Origin of the sequence: Cellulomonas sp., from assembly GCF_036279715.1 — a bacterium.
In the GTDB taxonomy this organism is placed as follows: Bacteria; Actinomycetota; Actinomycetes; order Actinomycetales; family Cellulomonadaceae; genus Cellulomonas_A.
In genome coordinates this window covers 14,303-29,402 of the sequence record NZ_DASUIR010000071.1, presented here as the reverse complement: position 1 = coordinate 29,402, position 15,100 = coordinate 14,303, and the positions used below count along the sequence as shown (strand labels likewise).

Genomic DNA, 15,100 nt, shown 5'->3' with positions numbered 1-15,100 from the left:
GCGGCACCGGTGGGAGACTGGAGCCGTGAGCATCTTCCCCGCGCATGCCGTCGTCGACCTCGCAGCGATCCGCGGCAACGTCCGGGCCCTCGCGGCGCACGCACCGACCGCCCAGGTGATGGCCGTCGTCAAGGCCGACGCCTACGGGCACGGCCTCGTCCCCGCGGCGCGCGCCGCCCTCGACGGGGGCGCGACGTGGCTCGGCACGGCGCAGGTCAGCGAGGCGCTCGCCCTGCGGGCCGCCGGGTTCGACGCGCGCGTGCTCACGTGGCTGTACGCGCCCGGCGCGCCCCTCGAGCAGGTGGTCGCGGCCGACATCGACGTGTCCGTCGCGGCGCCATGGGCGCTCGACGAGGTCGCGGACGGTGCACGCCGCGCCGGGCGCACGGCCCGCGTCCACGTGAAGGTCGACACCGGCCTGGGTCGCAACGGCGTCACCCCCGACCGGCTCGAGGCGCTGCTCGACGCGGCACTGCGTCTGCAGGCCGAGGGGGTTCTCGACGTCGTCGGGATCTGGTCGCACTTCGCCTTCGCCGACGAGCCGACCCACCCCACCGTGCTCGCCCAGGCCGAGGTGTTCGCCGGCGCCGTCGCGCTCGCGGAGTCGCTGGGGGCGCGCCTCGAGGTCCGGCACCTCGCCAACTCGGCGGCGACGCTCACCAACCCCGCGGTCCACTATGACCTCGTCCGGCCCGGCATCGCGGTGTACGGCCTGTCGCCCGTCCCGCAGCTCGGCGGTCCGGCGGACTTCGGCCTCGTGCCCGCGATGACGCTCGAGGCGGAGCTCGCGACGGTCAAGACGGTGGGTGGCGGCCAGGGTGTGTCGTACGCGCACGCCTACGTGACGCCCGGCGCCACGACGCTCGGCGTCGTCCCGCTCGGGTATGCCGACGGGATCCCCCGGCACGCATCGGGGTCGGCAGGTCAGCTGGGCGCACCCGTGCAGGTCGGCGGACGGCGGCTCGGTGTCGCCGGTCGGGTGTGCATGGACCAGTTCGTGCTCGACCTCGGGCCGGGCGCGCGCGAGGTCGCGGGCGACGGCGTCGAGCTGTTCGGCACCGGGGTGGAGGGCGGGCCGACCGCCGAGGACTGGGCCCGGGCGGCCGGGACGATCAGCTACGAGATCGTCACGCGGCTCGGGTCGCGGGTGCCGCGCGTGCACGTGGACAGCGAGCCGTTGCGCACGGACGACGACGTGGCCACGCCGCCTGTGGTGATCCGGGCGGTCGGCCGGTGACCGCCCCGACCGAGCCCGGCCAGGAGCTGCCCGCACCTGTCACCGTCGAGCTCGCGGACGCCGACGCGACGCGCGGCTACGGCCGCGCGCTCGCAGCGGTGCTCCGCGCGGGCGACCTCGTCGTGCTCACGGGCGACCTGGGCGCCGGCAAGACGACCCTCACGCAGGGCATCGGCGCCGGGCTCGGCGTCCGGGGGCAGGTCGCGTCGCCGACGTTCATCATCGCGCGCGTCCACCCGCCGCTGCCGCAGGCCGCGAGCACGCCGGAGGCCTCGGCTGCGTCGTCCGTGCCGGCCGGGCAGCCGGGGCCTGCCCTCGTGCACGTCGACGCCTACCGGCTCGGTTCGCTCGACGAGGTCGAGGCGCTCGACCTCGACACGGGCCTCGAGGACTCCGTCACGGTCGTCGAGTGGGGTGAGGGGCTGGTCGAGTCGCTCGCGGTGGACCGCCTCGAGATCTCGATCCACCGGCCCCGCGGGGGCGCGACCGTCGAGTCCGACGGCGCGGCCGAGTCCGAGGAGGACCCCGCGGGGGGCACGCGCACCGTCATGGTGCGCGCGGTCGGTCCACGCTGGGCGGGGATCCGGCTGCCGTCCTGACAGTGGGATGCTGGGGTCGTGGCAGTCCTCGCACTCGACACCTCCGCTGCGGTCGCGGTCGCCCTCACCGACGACGCGGGCCGGACGCTCGCAGCACGCTCCGTGCAGGAGCACCGGCGCCATGCGGAGCTGCTCGCGCCCCTGGTCAGTGAGGTCCTCACCGAGGCCGGCCTGGACCGGACGGCGATCACCGCCGTCGTCGCCGGCACCGGTCCTGCGCCGTTCACGGGGTTGCGCGTCGGGCTCGTGACCGCGCGGGCGCTCGCCCTGGCCCTCGGGGTGCCGGCGCACGGCGTGTGCAGCCTCGACGCCATCGCGGCGCAGGCCGTACGCGACCTGGAGCTCGAGGTCGGGACCGAGGTGCTGGTGGTGACCGACGCGCGCCGTCGCGAGGTGTACTGGGCCCGGTACCGCGTGACCGGGGCGGCGACGGACCCGGAGCGGGCGATCGAGCTCGTGGCCGGGCCCGGGGTCGACCACCCGGCGGCTGTCGCGGCGGACGGGGTCACCGGCGTCGTCGTCGGGCGTGGCGCGACTCTCTACCCCGACGACCTTCCCGTGACCGCTGGAGCCCCGCTCGACCCGGACCCGACCGAGCTCGCCCGCCTCGCCCTGCGCCGGCTCGCGTCCGACCCGGCCGCCGCACTGCCGACCGAGCCGCTCTACCTGCGCCGTCCCGACGTCGTGCCGCCGACAGCACGCAAGCGCGTCCTCGGGTGACCGAGTTCGACCCGGGCGTCGTCGTGCGCCCGCTCACGACGGCGGACCTGCCGGCCCTGGACACGTTCGAGCGCGAGCTCTTCGGTCCAGGGGCGTGGTCGCGCGCCGCGCTCGCGGAGGAGCTCCACGGACCGGGGCGCTGGTACGTCGGCGGGCAGGATGTCGCGACCGGGGAGCTCGTCGGCTACGCCGGGCTGTCGTTCGACGGGGTCGACGCCGAGGTCATGACGATCGGTACGACGACCGGGCACCAGCGGCGCGGCGTCGGGTCTGCCCTGCTCGCGGCGCTCCTCGGGCATGCGCGCGAGGTGGGTGCGGCGAACGTCTACCTCGAGGTCCGGGTCGACAACGACTCGGCGCTCCGGCTGTACGAGCGGGCCGGCTTCGTGCGGATGGGACGTCGGCGCGGGTACTACCAGCCGGAGAACGTCGACGCCTGGACGATGAGCCTGGCGCTGAGCCACCCGGCCGCACCGGCCGTACCGGGCGACGACGACAAGGAGCAGATCTCGTGAGCACCAACGACACGGCACGGACGACCGTCTTCGTCGAGGGCCAGGAGCTCGCGGCGCAGATCGCGAGCGGGGACCGGCCGGTGCTGCTCGACGTCCGCTGGGCGCTGGGCCGGAGCGACGGCCGCGCCCAGTACCTCGCGGGTCACCTGCCGGGCGCGGTGTACGTGGACCTGGAGACCGAGCTCGCGGCGCAGGCGACGCCCGCGGACGGTCGCCACCCGCTGCCGGACGTCGCCTCGCTCGAGGCGGCCGCTCGGCGCTGGGGCGTGCGAGCAGGCGGGTCGGTCGTGGCGTACGACGCGATCGGCGGGATGTCCGCGGCGCGTGCCTGGTGGCTCCTGCGCTGGGCCGGCGTGCTGGGCGTCCGGCTGCTCGACGGCGGGCTCGCGGGGTGGCTCTCCGTCGGCGGGTCGCTCGAGGCGGGCGAGGTGTCGGCACCCGCCGGCGACGTCGTGCTCGTCCCGGGTGCGCTCGCGACGCTCGACGCCGACGACGCGGCCGGGCTCGCATCGGCCGGCGTGCTGCTCGATGCGCGAGCGGGGGAGCGGTACCGGGGCGAGGTCGAACCGGTCGATCCCCGAGCGGGGCACATCGCCGGTGCGGTGTCCGCGCCCACGTCCGAGAACCTCGACGCGGACGGCAGGTTCCTCGGTGCGCAGGCGCTCCGGGACCGGTTCGCGGCGCTCGGTGTGCCGGGGGCGTCGCAGGTCGGGGTGTACTGCGGGTCCGGTGTCACGGCAGCGCACGAGGTTGCGGCCCTCGCCTCGATCGGCGTCGAGGCGGCGCTGTACCCGGGTTCCTGGTCGCAGTGGTCAGCCGACCCCGACCGCGCCGTGACGACGGGGCCCGACCCGCGCTGACGCACCGGCGCCGACCTGGCGGGTGCCGACCTCGCCGTGCCTACCTGCCTGGAGTGCCGCGGCGGGCGGCCCAGGCCGATGCCCGAGCCGCCTCGCAGCGACGGTCAGACGGTCCGAGCGACGTCCGCGAACGTGAGGCGCTCCGCGCGCGGGCGCGTGGCGTCGGCGACGGCAGGCTGGCCGACGTTGAGGACGAGCAGCGACTGCCAGCCGTTCTCGGCGAAGAACTCGGCGTCGAGCCCCGCGGCGTCGTACCCGCCCATCGCACCGACGTGCAGCCCCGCCGCGCGCAGACCCGTGATGAGGTAGCCGACCTGGATGAGGCCCGACTGCCGGGCGACGCTCGTGCGCGAGCCGGGGTCGGCCTCGAACGTGTCGACCATCCCGACCGCGTGCGGCGCGAGCGTCGCGAGGTGGCGGTGGAAGTTCGTGTCAGCCGCGGCGACGATCGTCAGCGGTGCGGCGAGGACCCGTGCGCGGTTGCCCTCCTTCATGTGTGCGGCGAGGCGCGCCCGGGCGTCGGTGGTCCGGACGAGGAGCAGGCGCAGCGGCACCGTGTTCATCATCGTCGGACCCCATCGGACCAGGTCGTAGGCCGCACGGACGGCGCCGTCGGGCACCTCCTCGTCGGCGAACGCGTTCACGGTGCGCGCCTCGCGGAACAGCAGATCGGCGACGTCGTCGCCGATCGACAAGGGCGCAGCCTCGAGGTCGGTTCGGAGGTCGAGCTCGGACAGGTCAGCGGTCTCAGTCGTCACGGTGGTTGAAGCGTCAACACCCTGCACCCATTCCGCCGGCGCAGGTGACACCCGTCACGTGCGGACGCGCGCCTATCCTGGACCGCATGACTGCCGCCCCCCTCGTGCTCGGGATCGAGACGTCCTGCGACGAGACCGGCGTCGCGCTCGTCCGCGCGCACACGGACCGCAGCGAGCTCCTCGCCGACGTCGTCGCGAGCTCGATGGACGAGCACGCACGGTTCGGCGGGATCATCCCTGAGATCGCCTCGCGCGCCCACCTCGAGGCCATGATCCCGACCATCGAGCGCGCGCTGGCGACCGCCGGGGTCGGTCTGGCGGACGTCGACGCGATCGCCGTCACCGCAGGGCCTGGGCTGGTCGGACCCCTGACGGTCGGCGCCTCGGCCGCAAAGGCGCTCGCGCTGGGACTCGGCAAGCCGCTGTTCGGGGTCAACCACGTCATCGGGCACGCTGCGGTCGACGAGCTCGTCGACGGACTGTTCCCCGAGCGGCTGATGGCGCTCGTCGTCTCGGGCGGGCACTCGAGCCTCCTGCTCGTCGATGACGTCGTCACGGGAGTCACCGAGCTCGGCTCGACGCTCGACGACGCCGCGGGGGAGGCGTTCGACAAGGTCGGGCGCCTGCTCGGCCTGCCCTACCCGGGCGGCCCGCACATCGACCGGCTGGCCCGCGAGGGAGACCCCACCGCGATCCGGTTCCCGCGCGGGCTGACGGCCGCGAAGGACCAGGAGAAGCACGCGTACGACTTCTCGTTCTCCGGGCTGAAGACCGCCGTGGCGCGCTGGGTCGAGGCGCGCACGGACGCCGGGCAGCCGATCCCCCTGAACGACGTCGCGGCCTCGTTCGCCGCCGCGGTCGCCGACGTGCTGACCGCCAAGACCATCGCCGCGTGCCGGCGCCACGACGTCCGAACGCTGGTCATCGGGGGCGGCTTCTCCGCCAACTCCCAGCTCCGCGAGCTCGCCGCGATCCGCTGCGCGGAGGCGGGCATCGAGCTGCGCATCCCGCCGATCCGCTTCTGCACCGACAACGGCGCGATGATCGCGGCGCTCGGGGCCGCCGTCGTGCGCCGCGGGCTCGCGCCGTCCTCGCTCGACCTGCCGGTGGACTCCTCGATGCCGCTCGAGACGGTTCGGGTCTAGCCGCCGCAGCGGCGGCAGCGTCCACCGGTGCTGGCCGCGGCGGTGGGCTACAGCGGGCGGCCCGCGCGCATCTCGGCGACGAGCGCCGCGACGACAGCGTCGAGAGCACCGGCGTTGCGACGGGCCACCGCCCGCTGACGCTGGTACGACGCGCCGCGGCGCAGGATCACGCGCACGTTGTCGAGCTCGGTCGAGCAGCCGAGGCGCTCCGCGACCGGTGCGAGCTCGACGAGGAGCCGCTCGACGGCGTCGGTCACGTGCTCCTCGTCGCCCGCCGAGTTCGTGATGATGATCGCGTCCATGCCGTAGCGCGCCGAGCGCCACTTGTTCTCCTGGACGTACCACGGCTGCATCCTCGGCAGGGTCTCGCCGCGGTCGAGCATCGTCGAGAAGTGCTCGACGAGGCAGTGCGTGAGCGCGCCGAGCGCGGTGACCTCGAGCAGGTTCGACGAGCCGTCGCAGATGCGCGTCTCGATGGTGCCGAACCGCGGCGAGGGCCGCACGTCCCACCGGACCTCGTCGAACTGGTCGATCACGCCGGTGTGCATCATGTCGGCGACGTAGCCCTCGAGCTGTTCCCAGCGGTCGAACTGGAACGGCAGCCCGGCCGTGGGCAGCTGCTGGAACATGAGCGCGCGGTTGGACGCGTACCCGGTGTCCTGGCCGCCCCAGAACGGGCTCGACGCCGACAGCGACTGCAGGTGCGCGAAGCACGTGAGCAGGGCGTTCGAGATGGGCAGCACCTTGGTGCGGTCCTCGATGCCGACATGGACATGGACGCCGTAGATGAGCATCTGCCGGCCCCACCACTGCGTGCGGTCGATGAGCGTCGCGTACCGCTGCTTGTCGGTGACCTTCTGCTGCGTCCAGCGGGCGAACGGGTGGGTGCCCGCGCACATGAGCTCGACGCGCAGCGGGTCGGTGACGACGCGGACCTCCTCGATCGCGCGCTGCAGGTCGGCACCTGCCTCCCCGACCGTGCGGCACACGCCCGAGACGACCTCGACGGTGTTGAGCAGCAGCTCCGGGCGGATCGACGGATGCTCGCCGCCACCCGGGGGACGGACCGCGTCGAGCACTGTCTGTGCGACCTGACGCAGGTCGCCTGAGTCGGAGTCGACGAGCGCGAGCTCCCACTCCAGCCCGACCGACGACCGCTCCGACGTCGCGAACGGCAGGGCGAGAGTCCTCATGAGACCGGCTCCACGAGGAGGACCTGCTGCGAGCCGGCGACACGCGTGAGGACGATCGTCGCCTCGGCGTCCCCGTGCAGGTCGAGCTGGGACCGCAGCTGCTCCGGCAGGACCGCGGTGCCGCGCTTCTTGATGGTCAGGCGCCCGACGTCGCGCCCGCGCAGGTAGGTGCGCAGGCGCTTGAGCCCGAACGGCAGGGTGTCGAGGACGCGGTACGCGGTCGCGAGGTGGGTCGGGTGCAGGACGTCCGACGTCACGTAGGCGATCGTGCGGTCGACGAGCCGGCCCTGCACCTGCGCGGCGACCTCGCCCACGAGCCCGGACCGGATCACGGCTCCGTCCGGCTCGTACAGGTAGGCCCCCACCGGGCCGACGTCGGGCACGGACGGGCCCTGCGGGCCGACCCGGACGACATGGGTGCCGCCCGCGCGCAGCACGAGGGCGCTGCGCCCGGGACCGTCGGGGGCGAGCGGGCCGAACCACAGGCCGACCTCGACGACGTCGCCCTCGACGGACACCCACTGCGCCTCGGCGTCGTCGGGGAGCGCCGAGTGGGGCAGGCCGGGACCGAGCTTGAGCCCGAGGGCGGGGACGTTCGCGCGCAGGGCGAGGAGGGAGTCGAGCGGCGGCGAGTACGCGGCCGGGTCGAACACGCGCGAGCCGCCGCTCGTGCGCCGGGCCGGGTCCGCGTAGACACCGTCCACGCCGTCGGCCGCGAGGTCGATCGTGAGCCCGTCGCCGTGCCGGACCTCGACCTCGGGGAAGTGGCGCAGGTTGACGGTCGCGACGGCGGCGGTGACCTCGTCCGTGTCGACCGCGAGCACGGCGAGGCCCATGCTCGCGAACGCCATCGAGTCGGCACCGATGCCGCACGTCAGGTCGGCGAGCTTGGTGACGCCCGCGTCGGTGTAGCGCCGGGCGTGGTGCGCGGCGACGAGGAGCCTGGTCGACTGCTCGAGCCCGGCCGGCGTGAAGAGCATGCCGTCGGCGAAGTCGCCGAACTTGACGTGGGCCTTGGCGCGCAGCCGGGACTGGGTGAGCGCGGCGGCGACAAGGTCCGGGTCGATGCCGTCGCGGTGCAGGCGCTCGGACAGCGCGAGGGTCGCCCGCTCGTCGTAGGGCGGCAACGCGTTCAGCAGCGCCCAGCCCGTCGGGCTCATGAGCTTGGCGAGGCCGGTGGCGTCCATGCGGGCGATCCTTCCACGCTGCGGGCTGGGGGGCGCCTCGGCCGCGGTGTGCGCGGCCGTCGGACGCCATCGCGCTGGCACTCGCCTTGACCGAGTGCTAACCGGTTCATAGAGTGGTCGATGGCGCTCTCCCCCGGGGGGTGCCCCGAACCGAGAGGCCCACCGACCCCCGCGACGGCGGTCGGCCTGCACGGAACGGCACCAGACATCACTGAAGCACTCACACGTGAAGGGGAGGTCCGCTGTGTCGGTCTCCATCAAGCCGCTCGAGGACCGGATCGTCGTCAAGGCGCTCGAGGCGGAGAAGACGACCGCTTCCGGGATCGTGATCCCGGACAGCGCCAAGGAGAAGCCCCAGGAGGGCGAGGTCCTGGCTGTCGGGCCCGGCCGCGTCGACGACAACGGCAATCGCGTCCCGCTGGACGTCGCCGTCGGTGACAAGGTCATCTACAGCAAGTACGGCGGCACCGAGGTCAAGTACGACGGCGAGGAGTACCTCATCCTCTCCGCGCGCGACATCCTGGCGATCGTCGTCAAGTAGCTCGTACGCACGACGGAGCCCCTCCCGGCCTGGCCGGGAGGGGCTCCGTCGTGCTGCGAGCTGTGTGGTCCTGTGGCGCCGAGACCTGCGCGGCTCAGACCGCCCGACGCACGGGCTTCGCGAGGATCGCGGCGCGCTCGTCCTCGGAGAGGCCGCCCCAGACGCCATAGGGCTCGCGGACGGTGAGGGACTGGTCGCGGCACTGCTTGAGCACCGGGCAGGTCGCGCAGATGGCCTTGGCGGCCTCGGCGCGGCGTCGGCGTGCGGATCCTCGTTCGCCCTCCGGGTGGAAGAACAGCGTGGGGTCGGCCTCGCGGCACGCGCCCTCGAACTGCCACTCCCACAGGTCCATCACCGGTCCGGGCAGTCGCGAGATCTCAGCCATCGGTCCTCCTTGACTTGGCGCCGGGCCCGCGAGGGGATCGGCGACTTGCGGAACGTCGGTCGTGCGTGCCTGTGGAGATGACCCTACAAGCGCGTCAGAAGTTGTTCAAGTCTCCGGTCACAACCGCTTCAATCGGATCGAATCGACCACGGAGCGGACGGCCGTTGGCGATCGCGCCACAAGTTGTGCAGAATCGAGCCATGGCTCCCCGCGACGGCGACGACGCGGCAGCGCCGCCCGCCGCGTCGGAGCCGGTTCTCGGGCTCGTCCCGGAAGGCCCTGCGGCGACCGTGACCGAGTTCGCGCCGATGCGGGCCCAGAGCCGCACCCCCCGACAGGTCCCCGCGCTGACCGTCGCGGCCGTCGCGCGCCGGCTCGGCGTGGCGCCTGCGACCCTGCGGACGTGGGACCGCCGGTACGGGCTCGGCCCGTCGGCGCACGCCGCGGGCTCGCACCGCCGCTACACGGCTGACGACGTGGACAGGCTGCTGGTGATGCGCGGGTTGACCATCGACGGGGTCGCTCCGTCCGAGGCGGCCCGGCTGGCACGCGAGAGCGACGCGCATGACGACCGGTACGTGCACGCGCAACCTCATGGCGGTCCGCACCACGGCGGTGCGACCGGCGCCGGCGCGGGAGCGGTGCGCGCATCGGGAGCGCTGGCGCGTGGGCGCACGCAGGAGGTCACCCCGACGCTCGTGATCGACGCCGCGCTGCGCGGCGACGAGGCCACGTGCCGAGCCCTGCTGGCACCCCCGGCGGATGTGCCCGTCGAGACGTGGTGGCTCGAGCTGGTCGAGCCCGTGCGGGCGGGGCTGGCCGCGCGGACGGTCCTGGCCCGGTCCGGGGAGGAGGCCGACACGATCGTCGTGGCGGCCGTCCTCGCGGCGCTGCGGAGCCGCAGCACACCGCTCGCCCGCACGCACGTCGCCGGCCGACGGGTCGTGCTGCTCCTCGCGGCGCCCGAGGAGCCGAGACCTCTCTCGCTCCATGTGCTCGCCGCCGCGCTCGCGGTCCGTGGCGTCGACGCCCGTGTCGTGGCCGGGCCGGTCGAGCCGCACCGCACGGTGGAGATCGCCGCCATGACGAGGCCCGCCGCGATCGTGCTCGTCACCGAGCGTCCCGACGCCGACCTCGCGGTGATCGGTGCGCTCGCCACGGCCCAGCCGGACGTGCCGCAGTTCGTCGTCCTGCCCGACGGGGCTGCGGCCGACCTGCCGCTCGGCCGGTTGGTCCACCGGGCGCGCTCGTTCACGGGCCTGCTGCACGAGGTCCTCGCGGTCAGCACCTGACCGGTGCCGGTACCCCGCCGCGAGACCGTCGCCGCCCCGTCGCGTGCGGGGAGATCCCCTGCCTATCACCCGTTCGGCGGACTAACGTTGCGGCTCGGCGCGTCGATAGACAGATGACGGCTACGGGCACCCGAAGCCAAGAGGAGGGTTCGATGGCCGGAGTCGTGATCTGTCACGGCTCGACCGTGGTGCGCGAGCGCTTGGTCCTGACGGCTGTCGGTGTGCCCTCGCTCGCGCCGGTCCGTGCTGCCGCGTCGCTCGACGAGCTCATGTCGCTCGCCCGCCGCAACCCGCCCACGATCGTCCTGCTCGACGCGCACCTGCCGGGTCAGGGGCCGGTCGAGGCGATCCGCCGGCTGCGGGGGGTCACGAGCACCGCGTCGATCGTCATGCTGGCCGTGCCGGGGGACGAGATCGCCCTCGACCGGGCCGTCGCGCTCGGCGCGCGCGGCTACCTGGCGCCCGACGTCGGACGTGCCGAGCTGGCGGCCGTCGCGGCGCACGTCCTCGCGAGCCCCGTGGTCGCCGACCCCGAGCGCCAGTTGTCGCACCTCGACCCGGGACCGGTCGTCGGGCGACCGCTCGTCGAGGTGCCCGCCCAGCAGCCGGCCCGCGAGGAGCTCGCCCTGACGAAGCGCGAGGTCGAGGTGCTCGTCGGCATGAGCAACGGGCGCTCGAACTCCCAGATCGGCATGGACCTGTTCCTGTCCGAGGACACCGTCAAGACCCATGCGCGTCGGCTCTTCCGCAAGCTCGGTGCGGCCGACCGTGCGCAGGCCGTCGCGATCGCGCTGCGCCGCGGACTCATCCGCTGACCGTCCTGGGCGCCGACGTATCATCGGCGCATGGCCCTCGGACACCCTGACTCACCCGCTCCGGCTTCGGACCCCTTCGGCTACGTCGGCCTGACGTACGACGACGTGCTGCTGCTCCCGGGCGAGACGGACGTCATCCCGAGCGAGGTCGACACGACCACGCGGCTGACGCGGGAGATCACCGTCGCGATCCCGCTCGTCTCCGCGGCGATGGACACGGTCACCGAGTCACGCATGGCGATCGCCATGGCCCGCCAGGGCGGGGTCGGGATCCTGCACCGCAACCTGTCGATCGACGACCAGGCCCACCAGGTCGATCTCGTCAAGCGGTCCGAGTCGGGCATGATCACCGACCCCGTCACCGTCGGTCCCGAGGCGACGCTCGCCGAGCTCGACGAGCTGTGCGGCAAGTACCGGGTGTCGGGGCTCCCGGTCGTCGAGGAGGGCGGCCGCCTCCTCGGCATCATCACGAACCGCGACCTGCGGTTCGTCGCGGCGAGCGACTACCCGGTGCTCCGCGTCCGCGAGGTGATGACGGCCATGCCGCTCATCACGGCCCCGGTGGGGATCGCTCGCGAGGACGCCGCGGCGCTCCTGGCCAAGCACAAGGTCGAGAAGCTGCCGCTCGTCGACCGCGACGGCATGCTCCGCGGGCTCATCACGGTCAAGGACTTCGTGAAGTCCGAGCAGTACCCGCTCGCCACGAAGGACGGCGAGGGTCGTCTCGTGGTCGGTGCTGCTGTCGGGTTCTTCGGTGACGCGTGGGACCGTGCCCTGGCCCTCGTCGACGCCGGCGTGGACGTGCTGGTCGTCGACACCGCGAACGGCCACGCGCGCCTGATGCTCGACATGGTCCGCCGCCTGAAGTCCGACCCGGCGACCCGCGGCGTGCAGATCATCGGCGGCAACATCGCAACGACCGACGGCGCGCAGGCCCTCGTCGACGCGGGGGTGGACGCGGTCAAGGTCGGCGTCGGCCCCGGCTCGATCTGCACGACGCGCGTCGTCGCGGGCGTCGGCGTCCCGCAGATCTCCGCGATCTACGCGGCCTCGCTCGCGTGCAAGCCGGCCGGCGTGCCGGTCATCGGCGACGGGGGTCTCCAGTACTCGGGGGACATCGCCAAGGCCCTCGTGGCGGGAGCGGACTCCGTGATGCTCGGCGGGCTGCTCGCCGGGTGCGAGGAGTCGCCCGGTGACCTCGTCTTCGTCAACGGCAAGCAGTACAAGCGCTACCGCGGCATGGCGTCGCTCGGGGCCATGCAGTCACGCGGGGACCGCCGCTCGTACTCGAAGGACCGCTACTTCCAGGGCGACCTGTCCGACGACGAGATCATCACGGAGGGCATCGAGGGTCAGGTCGCGTACCGCGGTCCCCTCGCGGCCGTCGCGCACCAGCTCGTCGGCGGCCTGCACCAGTCGATGTTCTACGTCGGGGCACGGACCGTCCCGGCGCTGCAGGAGCGCGGCAAGTTCGTGCGGATCACGCCCGCAGGGCTCAAGGAGTCCCACCCGCACGACGTGCAGATGATCTCCGACTCGCCCAACTACTCGTCCCGCTAGGCACGTCGGCGGGCCGCTCCCGCAGCGGGCGCGGCGTCAGGACGGGACGGCGGCAACCGGCGTGCGCGTCGGCCAGTCGGCCTCGGCACCGGGTCCCGCCATCCCCTGACCGGCGCGCCACGCGTTGAAATCCTCGGCCCACGCGCGATGGGCAGCGACCTGACGGGCGTGCAGCGCTGGGAGGTCCAGCTCGGCGAGGTCCGGGAACCGCTCGACCAGGCGTGCGAGCACGTCGAGCGTCGCGACGACGTCGACGTCGGCCGAGTGGAGCGAGCCCGTGCCGACCTCGTAGACGCCGCACAGGTCGACGAGCTTGCGCTTGCCCCTGCGGTAACGGTCCGCGTGCCGGTCGAGGACGAGCGGGTCGAGGACCGGAGCGGCGGGCCGGCCGAGGCGGTCCGGGACCGTGGCGAGGCCGTGCCGGGTCAGCTCGGCGTCGAGGATGGACAGGTCGTAGCACGCGTTGAAGGCCACGACCGGGATGCCGTCGACGAACGCGGCCGCGACCTGGGTCGCGATCTCCTCGAGCGCCACCGCGGGCGGGGTGCCGTGCGCGCGCGCGTGGGCGGTCGTGATGCCGTGGATCGCGCTCGCGGCCGCCGGGATCTCGACACCCGGGTCGATGAGCCACGTGCGGACGTGCGTGCCCGCCGCGTCGCGGCGGACGAGGGCGGCTGTGACGATCCGGTCGACCTCGACGTCGACGCCCGTGGTCTCGGTGTCGAAGCCGAGCAGCGGCCCCTCGATCCAGCTCATGCGCGTCCCGTCGTCGTCGTCCGCGTGCGGTGCCTCGCGGCCCGACCGAGCCCAGGATGCCACCGGGCGCCGACACCCCCGCTGAGCCGCGCCGACCGGGACCGCACGCGGTCGAGCGCGGTCCGTGGTCTCGGGCGCCGGTAGCCTGGACCCGTGAGCAACGAGATCGAGATCGGGCGCGGAAAGCGCGGTCGCCGCGCGTACTCCTTCGACGACATCGCCGTGGTGCCCTCGCGGCGCACGCGTGACCCGGAGGAGGTCTCGGTCGGCTGGCAGATCGACGCCTACCACTTCGAGGTCCCGGTGATGGCCGCCCCGATGGACTCGGTCATGAGCCCGGCCACCGCGATCGCGCTCGGCCACGCGGGGGGTGTCGGCGTCCTCGACCTCGAGGGTCTGTGGACGCGCTACGAGTCGCCCGAGCCCCTGCTCGCCGAGATCGCCGAGCTCGACGTCGACGCCGCGACGGCCCGCATGCAGGAGATCTACGCGGCGCCGATCAACCCGGAGCTCATCACGCTACGGCTGCGCGAGATCCGCGCCGCGGGCGTCACCGTCGCCGGCGCGCTCTCGCCCCAGCGCACCCAGGAGCTCTCGAAGGTCGTCGTGGACGCCGGCGTGGACCTGTTCGTCATCCGGGGTACGACGGTCTCGGCCGAGCACGTGTCGGGACGCGCGGAGCCGCTCAACCTCAAGCGGTTCATCTACGAGCTCGACGTGCCCGTCGTCGTCGGCGGCGCCGCCACCTACACGGCGGCGCTCCACCTCATGCGGACCGGTGCGGCCGGTGTGCTCGTCGGGTTCGGCGGCGGAGCCGCGCACACCACGCGGACGTCGCTCGGCATCCATGCGCCGATGGCGACCGCTGTCGCGGACGTCGCGGCCGCGCGCAGGGACTACCTCGACGAGTCCGGCGGCCGGTACGTGCACGTGATCGCCGACGGCGGAGTCGGCCGTTCGGGCGACCTCGTGCGGGCGATCGCCTGCGGCGCCGACGCCGTGATGCTCGGTGCGGCGCTCGCGCGGGCCGCCGAGGCGCCGGGTCGGGGCTGGCACTGGGGCCCCGAGGCGCACCACCCGAAGCTGCCCCGCGGCGAGCGTGTGCGCGTGGGGACGGCCGGCACGCTCTCGGAGATCCTGTTCGGCCCGGGGCGGACGGCCGACGGCACGCTCAACCTCATCGGGGCGCTGCGGCGGGCCATGGCCACGACCGGATACTCGGACCTCAAGGAGTTCCAGCGCGTCGAGGTCGTCGTCTCGCCGTACCAGCCGGTGAACCGCCCCGTCTGACGCGTCCGCCGGGCGCGCCCCGGCCATCGTCACGGGCACACCAACGCCCCGCCTCCCAGCCGTCACGACCGCTGGGAGGCGGGGCATCCGTCTGTCCAGGGAGTGCGCTCATCTGCACGGATGCCCGTTCGAAGATCTGGTTGTACCCGAACGTGCCCGAATAGGTTGACATTGGTCGTGATGTGCGTCACGATTTCCGTCATACGGCGACGGTGGGAACGCCGAAGACACAGACAACGGAGTTGAT

16 protein-coding genes are annotated in these 15,100 nt (G+C 73.6%); 11 read left to right on the top strand and 5 right to left on the bottom strand.

Features of this window, described 5'->3' with window-relative positions:
- Nucleotides 1-25 precede the first annotated feature (25 nt).
- Genes alr through VFW79_RS07525 form a run of 5 tightly spaced genes read left to right on the top strand, consistent with a single transcriptional unit; the run spans nucleotide 26 to nucleotide 3,931 of the window.
- A complete protein-coding gene (gene alr, locus VFW79_RS07545) occupies nucleotides 26-1,237 on the top strand; it encodes an alanine racemase (protein WP_329676702.1) in 1,212 nt (403 codons plus the stop codon).
- Complete coding sequence (gene tsaE / locus VFW79_RS07540; protein WP_329676701.1) at nucleotides 1,234-1,836, top strand: tRNA (adenosine(37)-N6)-threonylcarbamoyltransferase complex ATPase subunit type 1 TsaE; 603 nt, start codon at nucleotides 1,234-1,236, stop codon at nucleotides 1,834-1,836. The genes alr and tsaE overlap by 4 nt, the downstream gene beginning before the upstream one ends.
- Before the next feature lie 18 nt (nucleotides 1,837-1,854).
- Entirely contained in the window at nucleotides 1,855-2,556 is a 702-nt protein-coding gene (tsaB, locus tag VFW79_RS07535; protein ID WP_329676700.1) for a tRNA (adenosine(37)-N6)-threonylcarbamoyltransferase complex dimerization subunit type 1 TsaB, read from the top strand.
- Entirely contained in the window at nucleotides 2,553-3,071 is a 519-nt protein-coding gene (rimI, locus tag VFW79_RS07530; protein ID WP_329676699.1) for a ribosomal protein S18-alanine N-acetyltransferase, read from the top strand. Before tsaB ends, rimI begins: the two co-directional genes overlap by 4 nt.
- Nucleotides 3,068-3,931 (top strand): sulfurtransferase, encoded by an 864-nt coding sequence (locus VFW79_RS07525; RefSeq protein WP_329676698.1) that lies wholly within the window; start codon nucleotides 3,068-3,070, stop codon nucleotides 3,929-3,931. The genes rimI and VFW79_RS07525 overlap by 4 nt, the downstream gene beginning before the upstream one ends.
- Nucleotides 3,932-4,035: 104 nt before the next feature.
- Here VFW79_RS07525 and VFW79_RS07520 read toward each other — a convergent pair whose 3' ends face one another.
- Nucleotides 4,036-4,689: a malonic semialdehyde reductase gene (locus VFW79_RS07520; RefSeq protein ID WP_329676697.1), complete on the bottom strand. Its 654-nt coding sequence runs from the start codon at nucleotides 4,687-4,689 to the stop codon at nucleotides 4,036-4,038.
- A gap of 86 nt (nucleotides 4,690-4,775) precedes the next feature.
- On the opposite strand from VFW79_RS07520, the gene tsaD reads away from it, so the two are divergent.
- Nucleotides 4,776-5,834 carry a tRNA (adenosine(37)-N6)-threonylcarbamoyltransferase complex transferase subunit TsaD gene (tsaD, locus tag VFW79_RS07515; RefSeq protein WP_329676696.1) on the top strand — a complete coding sequence of 353 codons (1,059 nt, stop codon included), beginning with the start codon at nucleotides 4,776-4,778 and terminating at the stop codon, nucleotides 5,832-5,834.
- A 47-nt stretch (nucleotides 5,835-5,881) separates the two neighbouring features.
- Here tsaD and VFW79_RS07510 read toward each other — a convergent pair whose 3' ends face one another.
- Together VFW79_RS07510 and VFW79_RS07505 are read right to left on the bottom strand one after the other, a co-directional pair.
- Nucleotides 5,882-7,027: a glutamate--cysteine ligase gene (locus VFW79_RS07510; RefSeq protein ID WP_329676695.1), complete on the bottom strand. Its 1,146-nt coding sequence runs from the start codon at nucleotides 7,025-7,027 to the stop codon at nucleotides 5,882-5,884.
- Entirely contained in the window at nucleotides 7,024-8,214 is a 1,191-nt protein-coding gene (locus tag VFW79_RS07505) for a class I SAM-dependent methyltransferase (RefSeq protein WP_329676694.1), read from the bottom strand. Before VFW79_RS07505 ends, VFW79_RS07510 begins: the two co-directional genes overlap by 4 nt.
- Before the next feature lie 244 nt (nucleotides 8,215-8,458).
- On the opposite strand from VFW79_RS07505, the gene groES reads away from it, so the two are divergent.
- Nucleotides 8,459-8,755 carry a co-chaperone GroES gene (gene groES, locus VFW79_RS07500; RefSeq protein WP_109130710.1) on the top strand — a complete coding sequence of 99 codons (297 nt, stop codon included), beginning with the start codon at nucleotides 8,459-8,461 and terminating at the stop codon, nucleotides 8,753-8,755.
- A 94-nt stretch (nucleotides 8,756-8,849) separates the two neighbouring features.
- Here the strand turns inward: groES and VFW79_RS07495 are convergent, their stop codons facing one another.
- Nucleotides 8,850-9,140: a WhiB family transcriptional regulator gene (locus VFW79_RS07495; protein WP_329676693.1), complete on the bottom strand. Its 291-nt coding sequence runs from the start codon at nucleotides 9,138-9,140 to the stop codon at nucleotides 8,850-8,852.
- Between the two features lie 200 nt (nucleotides 9,141-9,340).
- Between VFW79_RS07495 and VFW79_RS07490 the strand changes: the two genes are divergently transcribed.
- The 3 genes from VFW79_RS07490 (at nucleotide 9,341) to guaB (ending at nucleotide 12,807) form a co-directional block, all read left to right on the top strand.
- On the top strand, nucleotides 9,341-10,432 hold the full coding sequence (locus VFW79_RS07490; protein ID WP_329676692.1) for a MerR family transcriptional regulator: 1,092 nt from the start codon (nucleotides 9,341-9,343) through the stop codon (nucleotides 10,430-10,432).
- Between the two features lie 152 nt (nucleotides 10,433-10,584).
- A complete protein-coding gene (locus tag VFW79_RS07485) occupies nucleotides 10,585-11,247 on the top strand; it encodes a response regulator transcription factor (RefSeq protein ID WP_329676691.1) in 663 nt (220 codons plus the stop codon).
- Between the two features lie 30 nt (nucleotides 11,248-11,277).
- Nucleotides 11,278-12,807 carry an IMP dehydrogenase gene (guaB, locus tag VFW79_RS07480; RefSeq protein WP_329676690.1) on the top strand — a complete coding sequence of 510 codons (1,530 nt, stop codon included), beginning with the start codon at nucleotides 11,278-11,280 and terminating at the stop codon, nucleotides 12,805-12,807.
- A gap of 36 nt (nucleotides 12,808-12,843) precedes the next feature.
- On the opposite strand, the gene VFW79_RS07475 is transcribed toward guaB, so the two are convergent.
- Nucleotides 12,844-13,563: an exonuclease domain-containing protein gene (locus VFW79_RS07475; RefSeq protein WP_329676689.1), complete on the bottom strand. Its 720-nt coding sequence runs from the start codon at nucleotides 13,561-13,563 to the stop codon at nucleotides 12,844-12,846.
- Nucleotides 13,564-13,716: 153 nt separating this feature from the next.
- Here VFW79_RS07475 and VFW79_RS07470 point away from each other — a divergent pair, with 153 nt between their 5' ends.
- Nucleotides 13,717-14,853, top strand: a complete 1,137-nt coding sequence (locus VFW79_RS07470) for a GuaB3 family IMP dehydrogenase-related protein (protein ID WP_329676688.1) — start codon at nucleotides 13,717-13,719, stop codon at nucleotides 14,851-14,853.
- Nucleotides 14,854-15,100: the final 247 nt, after the last annotated feature.